General features: G+C 74.0%; 14 protein-coding genes. 5 read left to right on the top strand and 9 right to left on the bottom strand.

Annotated features, from left to right (window positions below):
• Window positions 1-51: 51 nt before the first annotated feature.
• Together typA and BUE29_RS19515 are read right to left on the bottom strand one after the other, a co-directional pair.
• Window positions 52-1,920, bottom strand: coding sequence for a translational GTPase TypA (typA, locus tag BUE29_RS19520; protein ID WP_073392127.1), 1,869 nt, complete (start codon window positions 1,918-1,920; stop codon window positions 52-54).
• Between the two features lie 20 nt (window positions 1,921-1,940).
• Window positions 1,941-3,470, bottom strand: a complete 1,530-nt coding sequence (locus BUE29_RS19515; RefSeq protein ID WP_084181483.1) for a DEAD/DEAH box helicase — start codon at window positions 3,468-3,470, stop codon at window positions 1,941-1,943.
• Window positions 3,471-3,682: 212 nt separating this feature from the next.
• Between BUE29_RS19515 and BUE29_RS19510 the strand changes: the two genes are divergently transcribed.
• The 3 genes from BUE29_RS19510 to BUE29_RS19500 are packed head-to-tail and all read left to right on the top strand — an operon-like array spanning window position 3,683 to window position 6,377.
• Window positions 3,683-4,354, top strand: a complete 672-nt coding sequence (locus BUE29_RS19510; protein ID WP_200800323.1) for a lysophospholipid acyltransferase family protein — start codon at window positions 3,683-3,685, stop codon at window positions 4,352-4,354.
• Between the two features lie 20 nt (window positions 4,355-4,374).
• The gene (locus tag BUE29_RS19505; protein WP_073392207.1) at window positions 4,375-5,769 is read left to right on the top strand and encodes an MFS transporter; all 1,395 of its coding nucleotides are present in this window, start codon (window positions 4,375-4,377) and stop codon (window positions 5,767-5,769) included.
• A complete protein-coding gene (locus tag BUE29_RS19500) occupies window positions 5,766-6,377 on the top strand; it encodes a hypothetical protein (RefSeq protein ID WP_073392125.1) in 612 nt (203 codons plus the stop codon). The genes BUE29_RS19505 and BUE29_RS19500 overlap by 4 nt, the downstream gene beginning before the upstream one ends.
• Before the next feature lie 13 nt (window positions 6,378-6,390).
• On the opposite strand, the gene nicT is transcribed toward BUE29_RS19500, so the two are convergent.
• The 7 genes from nicT to BUE29_RS19465 form a co-directional block, all read right to left on the bottom strand.
• Window positions 6,391-7,527 (bottom strand): Nickel transporter NicT, encoded by a 1,137-nt coding sequence (nicT, locus tag BUE29_RS19495; RefSeq protein WP_073392206.1) that lies wholly within the window; start codon window positions 7,525-7,527, stop codon window positions 6,391-6,393.
• A gap of 201 nt (window positions 7,528-7,728) precedes the next feature.
• Entirely contained in the window at window positions 7,729-8,304 is a 576-nt protein-coding gene (locus tag BUE29_RS19490) for a TerD family protein (RefSeq protein ID WP_073392124.1), read from the bottom strand.
• A gap of 77 nt (window positions 8,305-8,381) precedes the next feature.
• Window positions 8,382-9,395 (bottom strand): TerC family protein, encoded by a 1,014-nt coding sequence (locus tag BUE29_RS19485; RefSeq protein ID WP_073392123.1) that lies wholly within the window; start codon window positions 9,393-9,395, stop codon window positions 8,382-8,384.
• A 131-nt stretch (window positions 9,396-9,526) separates the two neighbouring features.
• Entirely contained in the window at window positions 9,527-10,702 is a 1,176-nt protein-coding gene (locus BUE29_RS19480) for a PucR family transcriptional regulator (protein ID WP_084181481.1), read from the bottom strand.
• 76 nt (window positions 10,703-10,778) lie between these two features.
• Entirely contained in the window at window positions 10,779-11,747 is a 969-nt protein-coding gene (locus BUE29_RS19475; protein ID WP_073392121.1) for a helix-turn-helix transcriptional regulator, read from the bottom strand.
• 21 nt (window positions 11,748-11,768) lie between these two features.
• Window positions 11,769-12,248, bottom strand: a complete 480-nt coding sequence (locus BUE29_RS19470; RefSeq protein WP_084181479.1) for a hypothetical protein — start codon at window positions 12,246-12,248, stop codon at window positions 11,769-11,771.
• Window positions 12,249-12,268: 20 nt separating this feature from the next.
• The gene (locus tag BUE29_RS19465; protein WP_200800322.1) at window positions 12,269-13,420 is read right to left on the bottom strand and encodes an ROK family protein; all 1,152 of its coding nucleotides are present in this window, start codon (window positions 13,418-13,420) and stop codon (window positions 12,269-12,271) included.
• A gap of 59 nt (window positions 13,421-13,479) precedes the next feature.
• Between BUE29_RS19465 and BUE29_RS19460 the strand changes: the two genes are divergently transcribed.
• Window positions 13,480-14,712 carry an MFS transporter gene (locus BUE29_RS19460; RefSeq protein WP_073392120.1) on the top strand — a complete coding sequence of 411 codons (1,233 nt, stop codon included), beginning with the start codon at window positions 13,480-13,482 and terminating at the stop codon, window positions 14,710-14,712.
• A 76-nt stretch (window positions 14,713-14,788) separates the two neighbouring features.
• A complete protein-coding gene (locus BUE29_RS19455) occupies window positions 14,789-16,891 on the top strand; it encodes an ArnT family glycosyltransferase (protein WP_073392119.1) in 2,103 nt (700 codons plus the stop codon).
• Window positions 16,892-16,920 lie beyond the last annotated feature (29 nt).

Here is a 16,920-nt window from a genome sequence, read left to right as displayed (position 1 = left end):
AGTTGGTTGATCGACAGGCCTGTTGATCAACCAACTCGCCGAGGAAGGCGATCAGGGACGCTTCGCGCGGGAGCGCAGCTTCTCGCGGTCCTGCGCGGCCAGCGCCACCTTGCGGATGCGGACGGTCGCGGGCGTGACCTCGACGCACTCGTCGTCGCGGCAGAACTCGAGCGCCTGCTCCAGCGAGAGCACCCGGTGCGGGATCAGCGGCACCAGCACGTCGCCGGACGACTGCCGCATGTTGGTGAGCTTCTTCTCCTTGGTCGGGTTGACGTCCATGTCGTCGGCCCGCGAGTTCTCCCCGACGATCATGCCCTCGTAGACGTCGGTGCTCGGGCCGACGAACATCGTCCCGCGCTCCTGCAGGTTGGCCAGCGCGAAGCCGGTGGTGGCGCCGCGCCGGTCGGCGACCAGCGAGCCGGACGGTCGGGTGCGGATGTCGCCGGCCCACGGCTCGTAGCTGTCGTGGATGTGGTGCAGCAGCCCGGTGCCGCGGGTCTCGGTGAGGAACTCGGTGCGGAAGCCGATCAGCCCGCGCGCGGGGACGAGGTACTCCATGCGGATCCAGCCGGTGCCGTGGTCGACCATCTGCTCGAGTCGGCCCTTGCGCAGCGCGAGCAGCTGGATGACGACGCCCTGGTACTCCGACGGGATGTCGATGGTCATCCGCTCGACCGGCTCGTGCACCTTGCCGTCGATGGTCCGGGTGACCACCTGCGGCTTGCCGACGGTGATCTCGAAGCCCTCGCGGCGCATGATCTCGACGAGGATGGCCAGCGCCAGCTCGCCGCGGCCCTGCACCTCCCAGGTGTCGGGCCGCTCGGTGGGCAGCACCCGGATCGACACGTTGCCGATGAGCTCGGCGTCGAGGCGGTCCTTCACCTGCCGGGCGGTGAGCTTCTTGCCCGACTCGCCGGCCAGCGGCGAGGTGTTGATGCCGATCGTCATCGAGATCGACGGCTCGTCGATGGTGATGACCGGCAGCGGCCGCGGGTCGTCGAGGTCGGCGAGCGTCTCGCCGATGGTGATGTCGGTGATGCCGGCGATCGCGATGATGTCACCGGGGCCGGCGGACTCCGCCGAGCGCCGCTCGAGCGCGTGCGTCAGCAGCAGCTCGGTGATCTTGACGCGCTCGACGCTGCCGTCGGCGCGGCACCAGGCGACCTGCTGGCCCTTCTTGATCGTCCCGTTGTGGACGCGGCACAGCGCCAGCCGGCCGAGGTAGGGCGAGGCGTCGAGGTTGGTGACGTGCGCCTGCAGCGGCGCCTCCTCGTCGAACGTCGGCGCCGGGATGTGCTCGACCAGCGCCTCGAAGAACGGCAGCAGGTTCTCCTCCGCCGGCATCTCGCCGTCGCCCGGACGGGTCAGCGACGCGCGACCCGCCTTGCCCGACGCGTAGACGATCGGGAAGTCGATCTGCGACTCGTCGGCGTCGAGGTCGAGGAACAGCTCGTAGGTGTCGTCGACGACCTCCGCGATGCGGGCGTCGGGCCGGTCGACCTTGTTGATGACCAGGATGACCGGCATCTTCGCCTCGAGTGCCTTGCGCAGCACGAATCGTGTCTGCGGCAGCGGGCCCTCGGAGGCGTCGACGAGCAGCACGACGCCGTCGACCATCGACAGCCCGCGCTCGACCTCGCCGCCGAAGTCGGCGTGGCCGGGCGTGTCGATGATGTTGATGGTGACCTTCTCGCCCGCCGGCGACGTGAAGTCGACGGCGGTGTTCTTCGCGAGGATGGTGATGCCCTTCTCGCGCTCCAGGTCGTTGGAGTCCATCACGCGCTCGTTGACGTCGCCGGTCTCGGCCTGGTGCGCGGTGAACGCGCCCTGCTGCCAGAGCATGGCGTCGACGAGCGTGGTCTTGCCGTGGTCGACGTGCGCCACGATGGCCACGTTGCGCAGGTCCTGTCGCTTACCCATGACGGTGATCCTCCCGTGTCTCAGTGGGGCCGGCGCTCGCGCCGCGGACGACGTTCGCCGCCCGTCTGCTGCTGCGGACGTCCCGGCCGCCGGGGCCGGTTCGACGCCTGCTTCGACTGGTTCGACGCCTTGGCCGGACGTGGCTGCTTGGGCGGCAGCACCGAGACGCCGCTGGGCGCCCGGGCACCGGTGAGGTCGGCGACGACCGGGTCGTTGGCGGCGACGTCGCGCTGCTCGGGTCGTAGCCCCGCCGCGGTGAAGAGCCCGCGGACGTCCCGCTCGACCTCCGGGGTGGCGAGCAGCACGACGGTGCCGCTCTCGCCGGCGCGTGCCGTGCGACCCGAGCGGTGCAGGTAGTCCTTGTGGTCGTTCGGCGGGTCGACGTGCAGCACGAGCGAGACGTCGTCGACGTGGATGCCGCGGGCGGCGACGTCGGTGGCGATGAGCACCGGCACCGAGCCGTCCTTGAACGCGTCGAGTGCCTTCGTCCGCTGCGCCTGGGTGCGGCCGCCGTGCAGCACGCCCGCGGCGACGCCGATGCGGCCGAGGTTGCGCGCCATGCGGTCGGCGCCGTGCTTCGTCCGCACGAAGCCGATCGTGCGGCCCTCGCGGCCGAGGATCTCCGCGGCGACCTCGAACTTGGCCTCGTGGGCCACCCGGAACACGTGGTGCGTCATCGTGTCGACGGAGGTCTCGGCCGGTCGGACGGCGTGGGCCGCCGGGTCGCTCAGGTACCTGTCGACGAGCAGCGCGACGTCGCCGTCGAGCGTGGCCGAGAACAGCAGCCGCTGGCCGCCGGCCGCGGTCTGGTCGAGCAGCCGTCGCACGACGGGCAGGAAGCCGAGGTCGGCCATGTGGTCGGCCTCGTCCAGCACGCAGATCTCGACGTCGGCGAGGTCGCAGGCGCGGCGTTCGATGAGGTCCTCGAGCCGACCCGGGGTGGCGACGAGGACGTCGACGCCGCGTTCCAGCGACGCGATCTGCTTGCCGATCGGCAGGCCGCCCGCGACGAGGCGCACCGAGGTGCCGAGCGAGGACGCCAGCGGGGTGAGCGCGTCGGCCACCTGCATGGCGAGCTCGCGGGTCGGGACGAGCACCAGGCCGCGCGGGCGGCGCGGCGCCGCAGGCTGGCCGGCGAGCCGGGCGAGCAGGGGCAGCCCGAAGCCGAGCGTCTTGCCCGAGCCGGTGGCGGCGCGGCCGAGGACGTCCCGGCCGGCGAGGGCGTCGGGGATGGTGGCGGCCTGGATGGGGAACGGCGCGGCGATCCCGGCCCGCTCCAGCGCCCGGACGAGCGGGCGCGGCAGACCGAGGTCGGCGAAGGTCGGCAGGTTCTCCGTGGGCGCGACGCGGATGTCGAGCGCGTCCCAGCCCGACCGGGCGGGGGCGGCCGCCGGGCCGCGCGAGCCGCGCCGACCCTGCTGGCCGCGCCGCCGCTGCTGCGGGCCGCGCTGCTGCGGGGCCCGCTGCGGCGAGCCGGACGATTCGGTGGCGGGACGGTCGGCGGCGTGCGGACGGCGCGCGGCAGCGCCGCGCCTGGTGGAGCTGGGCAAGGGTGGTCCTTCGCGGAACGGTGGCACGTCCCGGCGATCCGCGGTGTGCGGCGGTCCTGGCACGAGCCCGACGCGGGCGGAGCCGCGTCGCGATGTCGGTGCTTGGCAGATACGGGCAATCGGTGCCCGCGAGCACCACCAGTCTAGCGGCTCGGCGCCACGACCCCGACCACACGCTGCCGGACGGCCCCGGTTGCGCGAGGATGACCGCCGTGCCCGCGCATCCGTCCGCCTACCGCGTCGTGCTCGGCGTCGGCGGACCGGTGCTGACCCGGTGGTCCCGGCTGCGGGTGAGCGGCCTGGACTGCCTGCCCGCGACCGGGCCGGTGGTGCTCGCCGCGGACCACGACAGCTACTGGGACCCGATCGCGATCGCCGTCGCCGCCCGCGACGTGCGCTCGATCCGGGCGCTGTCGAAGTCGACGCTGTGGCGCAACCGGGTCGTCGGGTCGCTGATGACCGGGATGGGACACATCCCGGTGGTGCGCGGGGTCAGCAACGCCGAGGCGATGGCGCGGGCGGTCGCGGAGCTGCGCGCCGGCGCCTGCATCGGCATGTTCCCCGAGGGGACGCGCTCACTGGGCTGCGAGCTGCGTGCCCGCAGTGGTGTCGGCCGCCTCGCGCAGGAGGTGCCGGACGCACTCGTCGTGTGTGTCGCCGTCAACGGCAGCACCGACGTGGTGCGGGTGCCCCGCCGGCCGGCGGTCTCGGTGGAGTTCTTCCTGCCGCGCGGCGGCCAGCTGCGTCCCGGCGAGACCGCCGTCGCGTTCGCCGGCCGTCTCCTCGCCGAGCTGCGCGAGCGCGCGCCGCGCGAGATCCCCGGGCGGCGCCGCACCGCCGCGACACTGCGCGCCCGGGCCGTCGACGCCGGGAGCGGGCCGTGAGCTCCGGGATGGACTCCCGGATGCCCGGCTCCCCGACCGCCACCGTCGAGCCGGGTCCGCCGACCCGGCGGCGCGGGCCGGCCGTCGCGCTGCTCGCGGTGACGGTCGGCTTCGTGCTCGCGGACTCGGCCGTGGTCACGCTCGCGCTGCCCGACATCCTGCGCCACCTGCACACCACGGTGGCCGGCGTGGCCTGGGTCCTCATCGCGTACAACCTGGTGCTGGCCCTCGCCGTCGTGCCCGCCGCCCGGCTCGCCGGCCGTGGCGCGCCGACCCGGTCGGCCGCGGCCGGCATCGCGGTCTTCGCCGTCGCGTCCGCGCTGTGCGCGGTGGCCGGGTCGGCGGCGGTGCTGATCGGGGCGCGGTGCGTGCAGGCCCTCGGCGGGGCGTTCGCACTCGTCGGCTGCCTGGAGCTGCTGGTCGCCGCCTCCGACGATCGCCGCGGCGTCGCCCGCTGGGTCCTCGCCGGCGTGGTCGGCACCGCGGCCGGCCCGGTCGCGGGCGGACTGCTCACCGAGGCCTTCTCGTGGCAGTCGATCTTCGTCGTGCAGGTGCCGGTGGCCGCGCTCGCCGTCCCTGCCGCGCTCGCGGTGCGGGCGCCCCGCACCCCGCCGGCGCGGCGCGATCGACCGGCGCTGTCGCCGAACCTCACGCTGGCGCTGTTGTCGGCCGCGACGACCGCGGCGCTCTTCCTGCTCGTCCTGCTGCTGATCGACGGCTGGCGCCGCTCCCCGGCCACCGCGGCGCTCACGGTCATGGTGCTGCCGCTGGCCGCGCTGGCGGCCCGGCCGTTGACGCGCGCGACCCGGGCGGGGCGGAGGGCCGCCACCGCGGCGGGCTGCCTGCTCGTCGCCGGCGGACTCGCCTGCCTCGCGCTGTTGCCGTCGGCACAGCTGGCCTGGACGGTCGCCCCCCAGGCGCTCGTCGGGCTGGGGCTGGGCCTCACGCTCGACCGGCTGACCCTCGTCGCCATGCGCGGCCGCTCGCCCCGGGCCGTCCACGGCGGGTGGACGATCGCCGCACGCCACGCCGGCGTGGTGCTCGGGCTCGCGATCCTCACCCCCGTCTTCGTCGGCGACCTGCGCGACGCGCAACAGCCGGCACAGGAGGCCGTCACCGCGCTCGTGCTCGACGCGCCGCTACGGGCCACCGACAAGGTGGCCGTCGCGCAAGGGCTGAGCGACGCGCTCGTGGCGGCCGACGGGCGGGTGCCCGACCTGCATCCCGCGTTCGCTCGGCTCCGGCTCGCACCCCGCGACCGCGCGGCCGGCGCACAGCTCGAGGCCGACCTCGACGACCAGCTCCAGCGCGCGGCCACGCGGGCGTTCCGCAACTCCTTCCTCGCCGGTGCGGTGCTCGCCGCGGCGGCGCTGCTGTCGCTCCTCCCCTTGCGGCGGCGGGCGGTGACCGCATGAGCCGCCGGCTGCGCGGGCTGCTGCTGCCGCTGCTCGCCGTGGTCCTCGTCGCCGGCGTGCTCACCGTCGAGGTGGCCCACGGCGGCGGCGACTACGCGCCGCGCAGGGCGGCGGACCCGTGCGTCACCCGACCGGCGACGTCCGTGTCGACCGGCCTCGAGGGGCTGGGCGAGCAGCTCGTGCTGCTCGGCGTGAACGGGGCCGCGTGCCGGCTCGGCGAGTCGCGCGAGGCGCTGGTGCTCGAGCTGGCGCGTCCGGGCACCCGCACGCCGGCGCAGGTCGCGGCGGTACGGGCGGGTCTGCTCGCCGCGGTCGACCGGTTGCAGGCCGAGGGCCGGCTGCCACGCGCGTCGTCACTCGTCGACGAGGCGCTGGACATGTCCGACCTGAACGGCTTCGTCAAGGCGCTCATCCGCGCCGTCCCCGACTCCGTCGTCGACAACGCGCTGCACACCGACGACGTGCTGCGCCGCACGATCCGCAAGCTCGACCTCGCCCGGCTGCTGACCGATGTCAGCGACGTCGACGCCCTGAACAGGCAGCTGGGAGCCGCGGTCGGGGCCGCGGTGAAGGACGCCCTGATCGCGCGACTGCGCGATCTGCTGTGACGGGCGGCGGTGGTCAGTCCACGCAGTCCTGCGGCGGCGCGAGGTGCGCCGTCCACTTCTGCTCGATGCGGCCGTACTTCCACACGAGCAGCGCGACGACCCAGGCGAGCACGAACAGTCCGACGATGGCGTACCCGGCGTAGTCCAGCGGCACGTCTGCGATCGCCCGCAGCGGCCCGGACTCGATCTTCGCCTGGTCGGCCAGCACGCTGACGAGCTCGATGCTGCCGATGACGAGTGCGACGGCCACCGACACCGCGGTGATCGTGATGTTGTAGAAGACCTTGCGCACCGGTCTCATGAACGCCCAGCCGTAGGCGGCGTTCATGAAGACGCCGTCGATGGTGTCCATCAGGCACATGCCGGCCGCGAAGAGCACCGGCAGCACGAGGATCACGTAGAACGGCAGGTCCAGCGCGGCCGCGCCCCCGGCGATCACCAGCAGTCCGACCTCGGTGGCGGTGTCGAAGCCCAACCCGAACAGCACGCCCACCGGGTAGATGTGCCACGGCTTGCGCACCGACCTCGTGAGGCCGCCGAGGAAGCGGTTCATGAAACCGCGCTTGTTGAGGTGGTCCTCCAGCTCCTCCTCGCTGTACTCGCCGGTGCGCATCCGCCGGAACACCTTGACGATGCCGACGAGCACGATCAGGTTGAGGACGCCGAGGATCCAGAGGAATGTGCCCGACACCGACACGCCGATGATGCCGGTGACCGAGTGCAGCTCCGAGTCCTCGTGCTTGACCTGTCCGGCCAGTGCCTTCACGCCCACCGTCAGCAGGAAGGCGAGGGCGAAGACGATCGTCGAGTGGCCGAGCGAGAACCAGAACCCGACCGAGAGCGGCTTGCGGGTCTCCTCGTCGCCTCGCATCTCCTGGTCGACGTTGTCGGCCATGAGCTTGCGCGTCGTGTTGTCGACGGCGGCGATGTGGTCGGCGTCGAAGGCGTGCCGCAGCCCGAAGGTGTAGGCGAGGACGCCGACCCCCACGTTGAACACCGGATGGTCGCCGCCGAGCTGGTAGTGCCCGGGGATGACCAAGCCGAACAGCGCGCCGAGACCGAGGACGTGCAGCAGCACGATGAAGCCGGCCATCCCGGCGAGCGAGCGCCGGTCGGCCCGGGTCAGCGTGCCGCGGAACCGCGAGAGCATCGTGTCCCGGCCGGTGCCGGTGCCGGTGTCGCGGACGGCCGGAGCTGAGGTCACGAGATCCGACGCTAGCGGCGCGGCCAGCTTGTTGCAATCGGCCTGCAACAACGCGCGGCGCGGCGGTCGGACGCTCCCCCCGGGACGCGCCGCGGCCCCGTCGGCGAGCGACGGGGCCGCGGCGGAGTGCGGTGGAACCGTGGTGCGTCAGACGTTCACGCCGAAGTCGCGGGCGATCCCCACGAGCCCGGACGAGTAGCCCTGGCCGACGGCGCGGAACTTCCACTCGTTGTTGTTGCGGTACAGCTCGCCGAACACCATCGCGGTCTCGTTCGACGCATCCTCGGTGAGGTCGTAGCGGGCGACCTCGCCGTTGTTGGCCTCGTCGACGATGCGGATGAACGCGTTGCGCACCTGGCCGAAGCCCTGCCGCCGCGCCTCCCCCTCGTAGATCGTGACCGGGAAGACGATCTTGTCGACCTCGGCCGGCACCGCCGGCAGGTTGACCTTGATCGCCTCGTCGTCGCCCTCGCCCTCGCCGGTGAGGTTGTCGCCGGTGTGCTGCACCGACCCCTCGGGCGAGGCCAGGTTGTTGAAGAAGACGAAGTGCTTGTCCGAGACGACCTTGCCGCCGGCGTCGAGCAGGATCGCCGACGCGTCGAGGTCGAAGTCGTCCCCGGTGGTGGTGCGGGCGTCCCACCCGAGGCCGACGAGCACGTTGGTCATGCCCGGCGCCTCCTTGGTGAGTGAGACGTTGCCGCCCTTGCTGAGGCTGACGCCCATGGTGATCGGTCCTTTCGAATCGGTGCTGCGGGTTGGGTGGTGGGTGGAAATCGGGCGGGTGTCCGTGCCGAGCCTGCTCAGCGCTGCTGTGGGTCAGCCGTGAGCTCCGTGGGCGACGGCTGCGCCGCGGCCGTGACGCCGTCGTCCGCGTCCTCCTCCGGCGGCAGCGGCCGCTTGATCGACAGGATGATCGCGCCGGCGAGCACCGTGATGATCACCGCGAGGCTGACCGGGGACGGGATCTCCGGCACCGAGGTGCTGATGACCTTGTGACTCGCCTGCAGGATCAGCTTGACGCCGATGAAGGCCAGCACGATCGACAGGCCCTTACCGAGGTAGTGGAACTTGTCGAGCAGGCCGGAGAGCAGGAAGTACAGCGCGCGGAGGCCGAGGATCGCGAACGCGTTGCTGGAGTACACGATGAACGCGTCGTCGCTGACCGCCAGGACGGCGGGCACGCTGTCGACGGCGAAGATCAGGTCGGCCGCCTCGATCGCCACGACGACCGCGAGCAGCGGGGTCGCCACGCGCTTGCCGGCCTCCTTGACGAAGAACCTGGTGCCGGCGTACTCGTCGCGCACCGGGACGAACTTGCGCATCACCCGCAGCGCGAGGCTGCTGCTCGGGTCGTAGGTGTCGTCCTCGTCCTTCATCAGCTTGTACGCGCTGTAGAGCAGCACCGCCGCGAAGACGAACAGGATCGCGGTGAACTTGTTGACGACCGCGACGCCGGCGGCGAGGAAGATGCCCCGGAAGACGAGCGCGCCGATGACGCCGAAGAACAGCACGCGGTGCTGGTACTCGCGCGGCACCTTGAAGTAGCCGAAGATCAGCGCGAACACGAACAGGTTGTCGACCGACAGGCTCTTCTCCAGCAGCCAGGCCGTCGTGTACTCGACGCCGGCGTCGCTGCCCAGGCCGACGAACACGCCGACGCCGAACAGCAGCGCGAGGCCGACCCACACGGCGCTCCACCACGAGGCCTCCCTGAAGCCGATCACGTGGGCGCCGCGGTGGGCGAGCAGGTCGACGGCCAGCGCGACGACGACGATCGCGCCGAAGGCCAGCCACGCCCAGAGTGGGACGTTCATCGCAGGTCTCCTAGTACTCGTGCGGTGATGTTCGAGTACCAGTCTGCTTGCCGGGAACGTGCCTCCCCAGGCCCGAACCGGACGCATCGGGGGTCTCTCGTTGCCGGTTCCCGGCAACTACCCCGTCGAACTCAGGTGCTCGCTGTGGACCAGTCGAGCAGCCGCGCCCCGAAGGCCGCGACGTGCAGCGCGAACCGGTCCGCGGGCCGGTCGACGTCGAGCCCGGTGAGCCCGTGGACGCGCTGCAGCCGGTAGGTCACCGCGCGCACCGACAGGTGCAGCTCCCTGGCGCACGCGGCCGTGTTGCCCCCGGCCGCGAAGTAGGCGATCAGCGTGTCCAGCAGCGGCCCGGGACCGCCGCGCGCGTCGCGCAGCCCGGCCAGGGTGCTCTCGACCAGGTCGGCCAGCGCCGCCCGATCCCGCAGCAGCAGCTGGTACACGAGCAGGTCCCGCGCGTCGATCGTCCGGCCGGGGAGGCCGAGCCGCTCGGCGAGCTCGAGCGCGTCGAGCGATTCGCGGTAGGACGCGACGACGGCGTCGGCGCCGGGGCCTGGCCGACCCAGCCCGATGCGCCACCGTCCCATCGACATCCGGCCGTCACGCTGTGCGTCGAGCGTGTTCCCGATGCGGCCGACGACATGGTCGATCGCTGCCCGGTCCGGCGCGGCGAAGACGACGACGAGCCGACCCTCCTTGGAGGCCAGCAGGGCGTGCGCGTCGCCCTTGATGCCCTGGATCGCGCGGTCGAGGGAGGTGAGCAGCGGGATGCCGTCGTCGAAGGCACGCTCGGCCGCGACCGTCGCGACGGCGTGCGGGCCGGCGAGGTCCAGGCCGAAGCCGTCCGCGCGGTGCAGCAGGCTCACCACGTCGGCCGTCCCGGTGAGCAGGTCGTCGATGAACTCGCGCCGCGCCGACTCCTGCGAGCGCACGAGCGCGCGCCGAGCCAGCTGATAGCCCTCCGCCAGCGCGGCGACGACGTCGTCGGCGGCGTGCAGCATCACCTCGCCGGCGGCCACGACACCGGCGGGCCGCCGGGCCGCGTCGCGGACCGGCGGCAGGTGGGGCCACAACCGCCACGCAGCCGAGAGGTAGAGGTCGAGCAACGCCCGCAACGCGACACCGTCGCGCGCCGCGCGGTCACCGAGGCCGCGGTAGACCCGCAGCGCGGTCGGGCTGACCTGCTCCCCCGCGACGACCGCCGCGCTCACGGTCTCGAGGAAGTCGCCGAGCAGGCCGACCGGCAGGCCGCCGGCGTCCCGCGCCCCGGCGGCGGCCACCTCGGCGAGCACGTCGTCGGGCACGGTCACCGCCCCATCCAACCGCGTCCGCGGCCCGGGGGACGATGCGAGCCCCGCATGATCGGCCCCGGAGCCGGGGACGCGGTCACCGAGCCGCAGCCACGAGCCGGGAGCCGAGGGCGCGCAGGGCGGCCGCCAGCTCGGGCGACGCGTCCACCTCGAAGTCGGCGTCGAGGAAGCCGAGCCAGATCGCGAGGTCGGACGCGTTGCGCGCCCCCACGCTGAGCCGACAGCGACCGTCGGGCAGCGCCTCGACGCCACCTTCGGCCCAACCGCCCATGCGGGCCGTCACGTCGTCCGCGGCCGCCGACACGACGACCGTCGCGCGGAACGGCTGCGCCACCGACCGCGTCTTGCGCGCGACCCAGGCGGCGATGTCCTCGGCCGGGAGCGGGCGCAGGGCGAAGCGGTGACCGACGGGACGCAGCTGCGCGACCCGGTCGACGCGGAACGTGCGCCAGTCGTCGCGGTGGACGTCGAAGGCCACGAGGTACCACCGGCGTCCCCAGTTGACGAGCCGATAGGGCTCGACCCGTCGCTCGCTGCCGACCCCCGCGGCGTCGGCATAGGCGAAGCGCACGACCTCGCGGTCGCGCGCCGCCGCCGTCAGCACGCCGAGCGTGGCGCCGTCCAGCCCGGGAGAGCCGCGGGTGGCGCCGTGACGCACGGTGGCGGTGACGGCCTGCACCGCGTCGACCCGACGCGCGAGCCGCGCCGGCAGCACCTGCTGCAGCGTGGTCAGCGCCCGGAGCGCGGCCTCCTCGACCCCGGCGACGGCACCGCCGGCCGCGGTCCGCAGGCTGATGGCCACCGCGACGGCCTCCTCGTCGTCGAGCAGCAGCGGCGGCATCGCGGTGCCCGCGGCGAGCCGGTACCCGCCGACCGCACCCCGGGTGGCCTCGACCGGGTAGCCGAGGTCGCGCAGCCGCTCGACGTCGTTGCGGACGGTGCGGGTGCTGACCGACAGCCGTCGCGCGAGCTCCGGCCCGGGCCACTCCCGCGGCGCCTGCAGCAGCGAGAGCAGGGTGAGCAGCCGCGCCGACGTCTGCGTCATATCGACGAGGCTAGCCGCCCATCAGGAACGAGGCGTGCCGCTTTCCGACGGGTCACCGAGCTCGCGTGCGGCGCGACGCAGCATCACCACCACGGTTGCCCGGTGCCCCGCGGCGATGGCCCGCCAGAGCAGCCGCGAGGCCCTGCTGCCGTGGCGGATCGCGGTGGCGAAGGCGACGCGGTGGCCGTCGACGGCGACGGACAGCCGCGCGTCGAACCCCAGCCGCGAATGCGCTCCCAGCACGACGAGGTCGGCGGCCTCGCTCACCACCGGCCACCCGAGCACCCGCGCCGGGACGGCCGCTGCGGGCGGCGCGGCGAAGTCCATCCCGAGGACGCGCCATCCCGGCGGCAGGCCACGACGCAGCGGCAGCGGCGCCCGCTCGATGATCGCGCGGGCCCACTCGAGCGCGGGGCGCGTGGTCGGCGCGGCCAGCGTCAGCACCGTCCGGTCGCCGTAGTCCGCGGCGGTGGCGTGGTGGGTCGTCGTCAACGTGGGCACGGCTGCCTCCCCGGGTCGGATCACAAGTGTGCCCAGACGGCCTGCCAGGCCAGCTCGGCGGCTCCGGTCACCGGGCCCTGCTCCCCCAGCGCCGCCGGCAGCAGCATGGGCGGGGCGTCCCGCCGCACGCGCATGAGGCCCGCGTCGTAGGCGGCGGCGAGCCGCTGGGGCTCGGCCCGCATGAGCGGGACCGCGCTGCCCCCGAGCGTCACGACGTCCGGGTCGATGGCGTTGACGAAACCGGCCACGCCGCGCCCCAGCGCGTCGACCACCGCCCCGACGGCGGCGCGGGTGCGCGCGTCGGTCGAGGCGGCCGACGCCGCCCGATCGAGGAAGGCGACCGGGTCGCGCGGCTCGCGCCGGCCCAGCAACCGTGCGAGCGCGGAGCCGTCGACGGCGGTGCCCCAGCAGCCCGACGCCCCGCACGGGCAGGTGACGGCGGGGTCGCCGAGCGGGACGTGCCCGAACTCGCCGCCGAAGCCGTGCGCGCCGGTCAGCACTCGACCTCGGTCGACGACGGCCCCGCCCACGCCGGCCTGCAGCCGGATGTGCAGCGCGACCTCCGCACCCACCGCCGCACCCCGCGAGGACTCCGCCGCCGCCGCCAGCGTGGCGTCGTTGCCGGCGACGAAGAACTCCGCCCGCGGCCAGATCGCGCGGAGGTCGAGGTTGCGCCAGCTCCGTCCGGTCGCGTGGCCGACGGTGGTGCCGGCCACCGTGCCCGGCGCGGCGACGCCGATGGCACGCACGCGCCGGGGGAAGCGGCGGCGCAGCCGCGTCACCGCCGCGCGGATGTCGGCGAGCACGACGGGCGCGTCCCGGCCGGCACCGTCCGCGTCGTCGTCACCCGACCCGGTCTCGGCGCTGCCGGCGCCGGCGACCACCGCCCCGCCGATCTCGACCGCCTGCAGCAGCCACGCCTCGTGCGTGATCGAGACGGCGAGGACGAGCGGGCCGCGCTCGTGGGGAACGAGCACGGTCGTCGGCCGACCCCGACCGCCGGTCCGCTGCGCCGGCCGCTCGCCGACCAGCTCGGCGGCGGCCAGCTGCGCCACGACCTCGGTCGCCGCGCCGGTGCCGATCCCGATGGCGCGGGCGGCGTCGGCCCGTGTCGTCCCCGGGCTCTCGTGGACCACCCGGAGCAGCTCGGCCGCGCGCGGCGACATGCCCATCGAACGTTGCCTCCACCACTCGACCGAAATTAACTCTGTCTTGGAGTATATTTGTTGCAGTGACCGCTGTTCTCGACGACCGTACCGACGCCGCCTTCCGGCGAGCGCCGCTCGCCGCCCTCGGCTTCGGCTCCTTCGCCTACGTGACGGCCGAGACGCTGCCGGTGGGCCTGCTGCCGCAGATCGCCGACGGTCTCTCGGTGCCGGAGGCGCAGGTCGGTCTGCTCATGACCACCTACGCGGCGGTCGCCGGTCTGACCGCGATCCCGTTCACGGCGTTCACCATCGGGGTCTCCCGCAACCGTCTGATCGCGCTCTGCGTCGCGGTCTTCACCGTCTCGCAGGTGCTGGCGGCCGTCGCGCCGACGTTCGAGGTCCTGGCCGCGTCGCGGCTCGTCGCCGCCCTCGCCCACGGCGTGTTCTGGGCGGCGCTCGGCCCGGTCGCGGCCCGGCTCGCCCCGCCGGGACAGGTCGGCCGGGCGACGTCGTTCGTGTTCGTCGGCAACTCCATCGCCCTCGTGGCCGGCGTCCCGCTGGGCACTGCCCTCGGCCAGCTCGCCGGCTGGCGCGCGTCGTTCGCACTGATGGCGGTGGCCGGCGCCGTCGCGACGGTGGCGCTGCTGCGGCTGCTGCCGGCGCTGCCGCCGCTTGACACGCAGCGGACGGTGCCGCCCCTGGCCCGCATCCGCGCGGCGGTCGGGGTCGTCCGCGACCGGGGGGTGGGCGTCGTCTGCATCGTGACCGCCGTGGTGGTCATCGGGCACTTCGCCGCGTACACCTACATCGCCCCGCTCGTGCACCGCGCCGGTGGGCTCGACGGCCTCGCGTTGAGCGCGCTGCTGCTCGGCTACGGCGGCGCGGGGCTGATCGGCAACCTGGTCGGGGGTCGCGCGGTCGACCGGCGCCCCGGGCCCGGGCTGGCCGGCTTCGTGGGGATCGCCGTGGCCGCGCTGGTCGCGATCGCCCTGACGCCCGGGACGGTCGGCACGGTGCTCGCCGTGCTCGCGTGGGGCGTGGGGTTCTCGGCGGTGCCGGTCTCGCTGCAGTCGGCGATCCTGCGGGTCGCCCCGCACGCCCAGGACTCCGCCTCGGCGCTCTACGTCGTCGCCTTCCAGATCGGGATCGGCGGCGGCGCGCTGCTGGGCGAACGCCTCTACGCCGGCGGTCAGCTCGGCCTGCTGCCCGGCCTGGCCGCGCTCACCGCGCTGATCGCCCTCGCCGTCGTCGTGGGGGCGCGGGGGTCCTTCCCGAGGCGCACAGCACGTGCCCAGGTGGCGCTAGCGCAGGGTTGACGTCGCGGTGAGGCCGGTTTGAGCCGGCGCGGACGACGCTCGTGGTCGAGTCGCTCCTGCTGATCGAAGGACAACCATGACCACGACGCTCACCCCGCCGCCCTCGACCGCGTCACGCGCGGACGACGGCGACACCCGTACCGTCCCGCCCTCGTCCCCACCGCCGCACCGGGGCCGCGCCGCGCGTCTCGTGCGCGGTGGCGCCGACGACCCCCGCTGGGCGCGCCCGGCCCTGCTGATCCTGTTGGCGCTCACCGCCGTCCTCTACCTCTGGAACCTCTCCGCGTCCGGCTACGCGAACAGCTTCTACGCGGCGGCCGCGCAGTCGGGGTCGCAGAGCTGGAAGGCGTGGTTCTTCGGCTCGCTGGACAGCTCGAACTCCATCACCGTCGACAAACCGCCGGCCTCGCTGTGGGTGATGGGGCTGTCGGCGCGCATCTTCGGCTTCAACTCGTGGAGCCTGCTCGTCCCGCAGGCACTGGAGGGCGTGGCCGCTGTCGGCCTGCTCTACGGCGCGGTGCGACGGGTGGCCGGGCACGGCGCGGGCCTGCTCGCCGGCGCGGTGCTCGCGCTCACCCCCGCGGCCGTGCTGATGTTCCGCTTCGACAACCCGGACGCGCTGTTGACCCTGCTGCTCGTCGCCGCGGCGTACGCGCTGACCCGGGCCCTCGAGGCCGCGAGCGGACGGTGGCTGGCCCTGTGCGGCAGCGCGCTGGGCTTCGCGTTCCTGACCAAGATGCTGCAGGGCCTGCTCGTGCTCCCCGTCTTCGCGCTCGTGTACCTGATCGCCGCGCCGACGTCGCTGCGCCGACGCATCGGGCAGACGCTGCTGGCCGGGCTCTCGCTGGTCGTCTCGGCCGGTTGGTGGCTCGTCGTCGTCGCGCTGTGGCCGGCCGGGTCGCGCCCCTACATCGGCGGCTCCACCGACAACACCGTCCTCGACCTCGTCTTCGGCTACAACGGCTTCGGCCGGCTGTTCGGCAGCGAGGGCAACGGCGGCGGTGGTGGCGGTGGCGGGACCGCGGGGTCGAGCTTCGGCGGGGCCACCGGCCTGACGCGGCTGTTCGGCAGCGAGATGGGCAACGAGATCTCGTGGCTGCTGCCGGCGGCGCTCGTCGCGCTCGTGGCCGGGCTGGTGCTGACCGGCCGGGCGCCGCGGACGGACCGGACCCGGGCGGCACTGCTCGGCTGGGGTGGCTGGCTGATCGTCACCGGGCTGATCTTCAGCTACATGAAGGGCACCATCCACCCGTACTACACGGTGGCGCTGGCCCCGGCGATCGCCGCGCTCGTCGCCATCGGCGGCGCGACGCTGTGGCGGGCGCGGGCGACCGTCGCCGGCCGGCTCGGCCTGGTCGCCGTGGTCGCCGCCGCGGGCGCGTGGAGCTGGGTGCTGCTCGGCCGGGTGTCCGACTGGCACCCGGAGCTGCGGTGGGCCGTGCTCGTCGCCACCGTGCTCGCCGCCGCCGGCCTGTTGGTGCCCCGTCTCGGCCGCGCCGCCCGCGGCGTCGTCGTGGCCGCGCTCGCGGCGGGCCTGATCGGCACGGCGTCCTTCGGCCTCGCCACCGCGGCGAGCGCGCACAACGGCAGCATCCCCACCGTCGGCCCGACCGCCGCGCAGTCCAGCGGCATGGGTGGCGGAACGGGGGGCAGCGGCAACGGCGGCCCCGGCGGTTCGACGGGCGGCCAGGCCCCCTCGGGCAGCAAGCCGTCGGGCAGCAAGCCGTCGGGCAGCAAGCCGTCGGGCAGCAAGCCGTCGGGCAGCAGGCCGTCGGCGACCTCCACCTCGTCGTCGGGCACCCGGTCGATGTCGGTGAGCGGCGCCGCCACCCGTGGTGGGAGCGGCGGCGGGACGACGAGCAGCACCGCGCTGACCACGGCGCTGCGGGCGACCACCACCACGTGGGCGGCCGCCACCGTCGGCGACCAGTCCGCGGCGGAGCTGATCCTGTCCAGCGGCAAGGCGGTCATCGCGATCGGCGGTTGGAGCGGCAGCGACAACTCCCCGACGCTCGCGCAGTTCAAGGCCTACGTCGCGGCCGGCAAGATCACCTACTTCGTCGCGGGGACGGGGCAGGGCGGCGGCCAGAGCGGTGTCGCCTCGCAGATCACCGCCTGGGTGAAGGCGCACTACACCGCCACCACCGTCGGCGGCCAGACCGTCTACAAGCTGGTCTGATCACCGATCGTGGACTCTTCTGCTCGCAA

This window comes from Jatrophihabitans endophyticus (genome assembly GCF_900129455.1).
GTDB lineage: Bacteria > Actinomycetota > Actinomycetes > Mycobacteriales > Jatrophihabitantaceae > Jatrophihabitans > Jatrophihabitans endophyticus.
The sequence above is the reverse complement of the archived record's forward strand: the minus strand, read 5'-3'. Positions and strand labels throughout refer to the sequence as shown.

Coding starts and splice junctions, on each gene's coding strand:
- BUE29_RS19505 (WP_073392207.1), top strand. CDS start 4,375: ATGCCCGGCTCCCCGACCGCCACCGTCGAGCCGGGTCCGCCGACCCGG.
- BUE29_RS19485 (WP_073392123.1), bottom strand. CDS start 9,395: ATGAACGTCCCACTCTGGGCGTGGCTGGCCTTCGGCGCGATCGTCGTC.
- BUE29_RS19465 (WP_200800322.1), bottom strand. CDS start 13,420: ATGGGCATGTCGCCGCGCGCGGCCGAGCTGCTCCGGGTGGTCCACGAG.
- BUE29_RS19490 (WP_073392124.1), bottom strand. CDS start 8,304: ATGGGCGTCAGCCTCAGCAAGGGCGGCAACGTCTCACTCACCAAGGAG.
- nicT (WP_073392206.1), bottom strand. CDS start 7,527: ATGCTCTCGCGGTTCCGCGGCACGCTGACCCGGGCCGACCGGCGCTCG.
- typA (WP_073392127.1), bottom strand. CDS start 1,920: ATGGGTAAGCGACAGGACCTGCGCAACGTGGCCATCGTGGCGCACGTC.
- BUE29_RS19500 (WP_073392125.1), top strand. CDS start 5,766: ATGAGCCGCCGGCTGCGCGGGCTGCTGCTGCCGCTGCTCGCCGTGGTC.
- BUE29_RS19475 (WP_073392121.1), bottom strand. CDS start 11,747: ATGACGCAGACGTCGGCGCGGCTGCTCACCCTGCTCTCGCTGCTGCAG.
- BUE29_RS19455 (WP_073392119.1), top strand. CDS start 14,789: ATGACCACGACGCTCACCCCGCCGCCCTCGACCGCGTCACGCGCGGAC.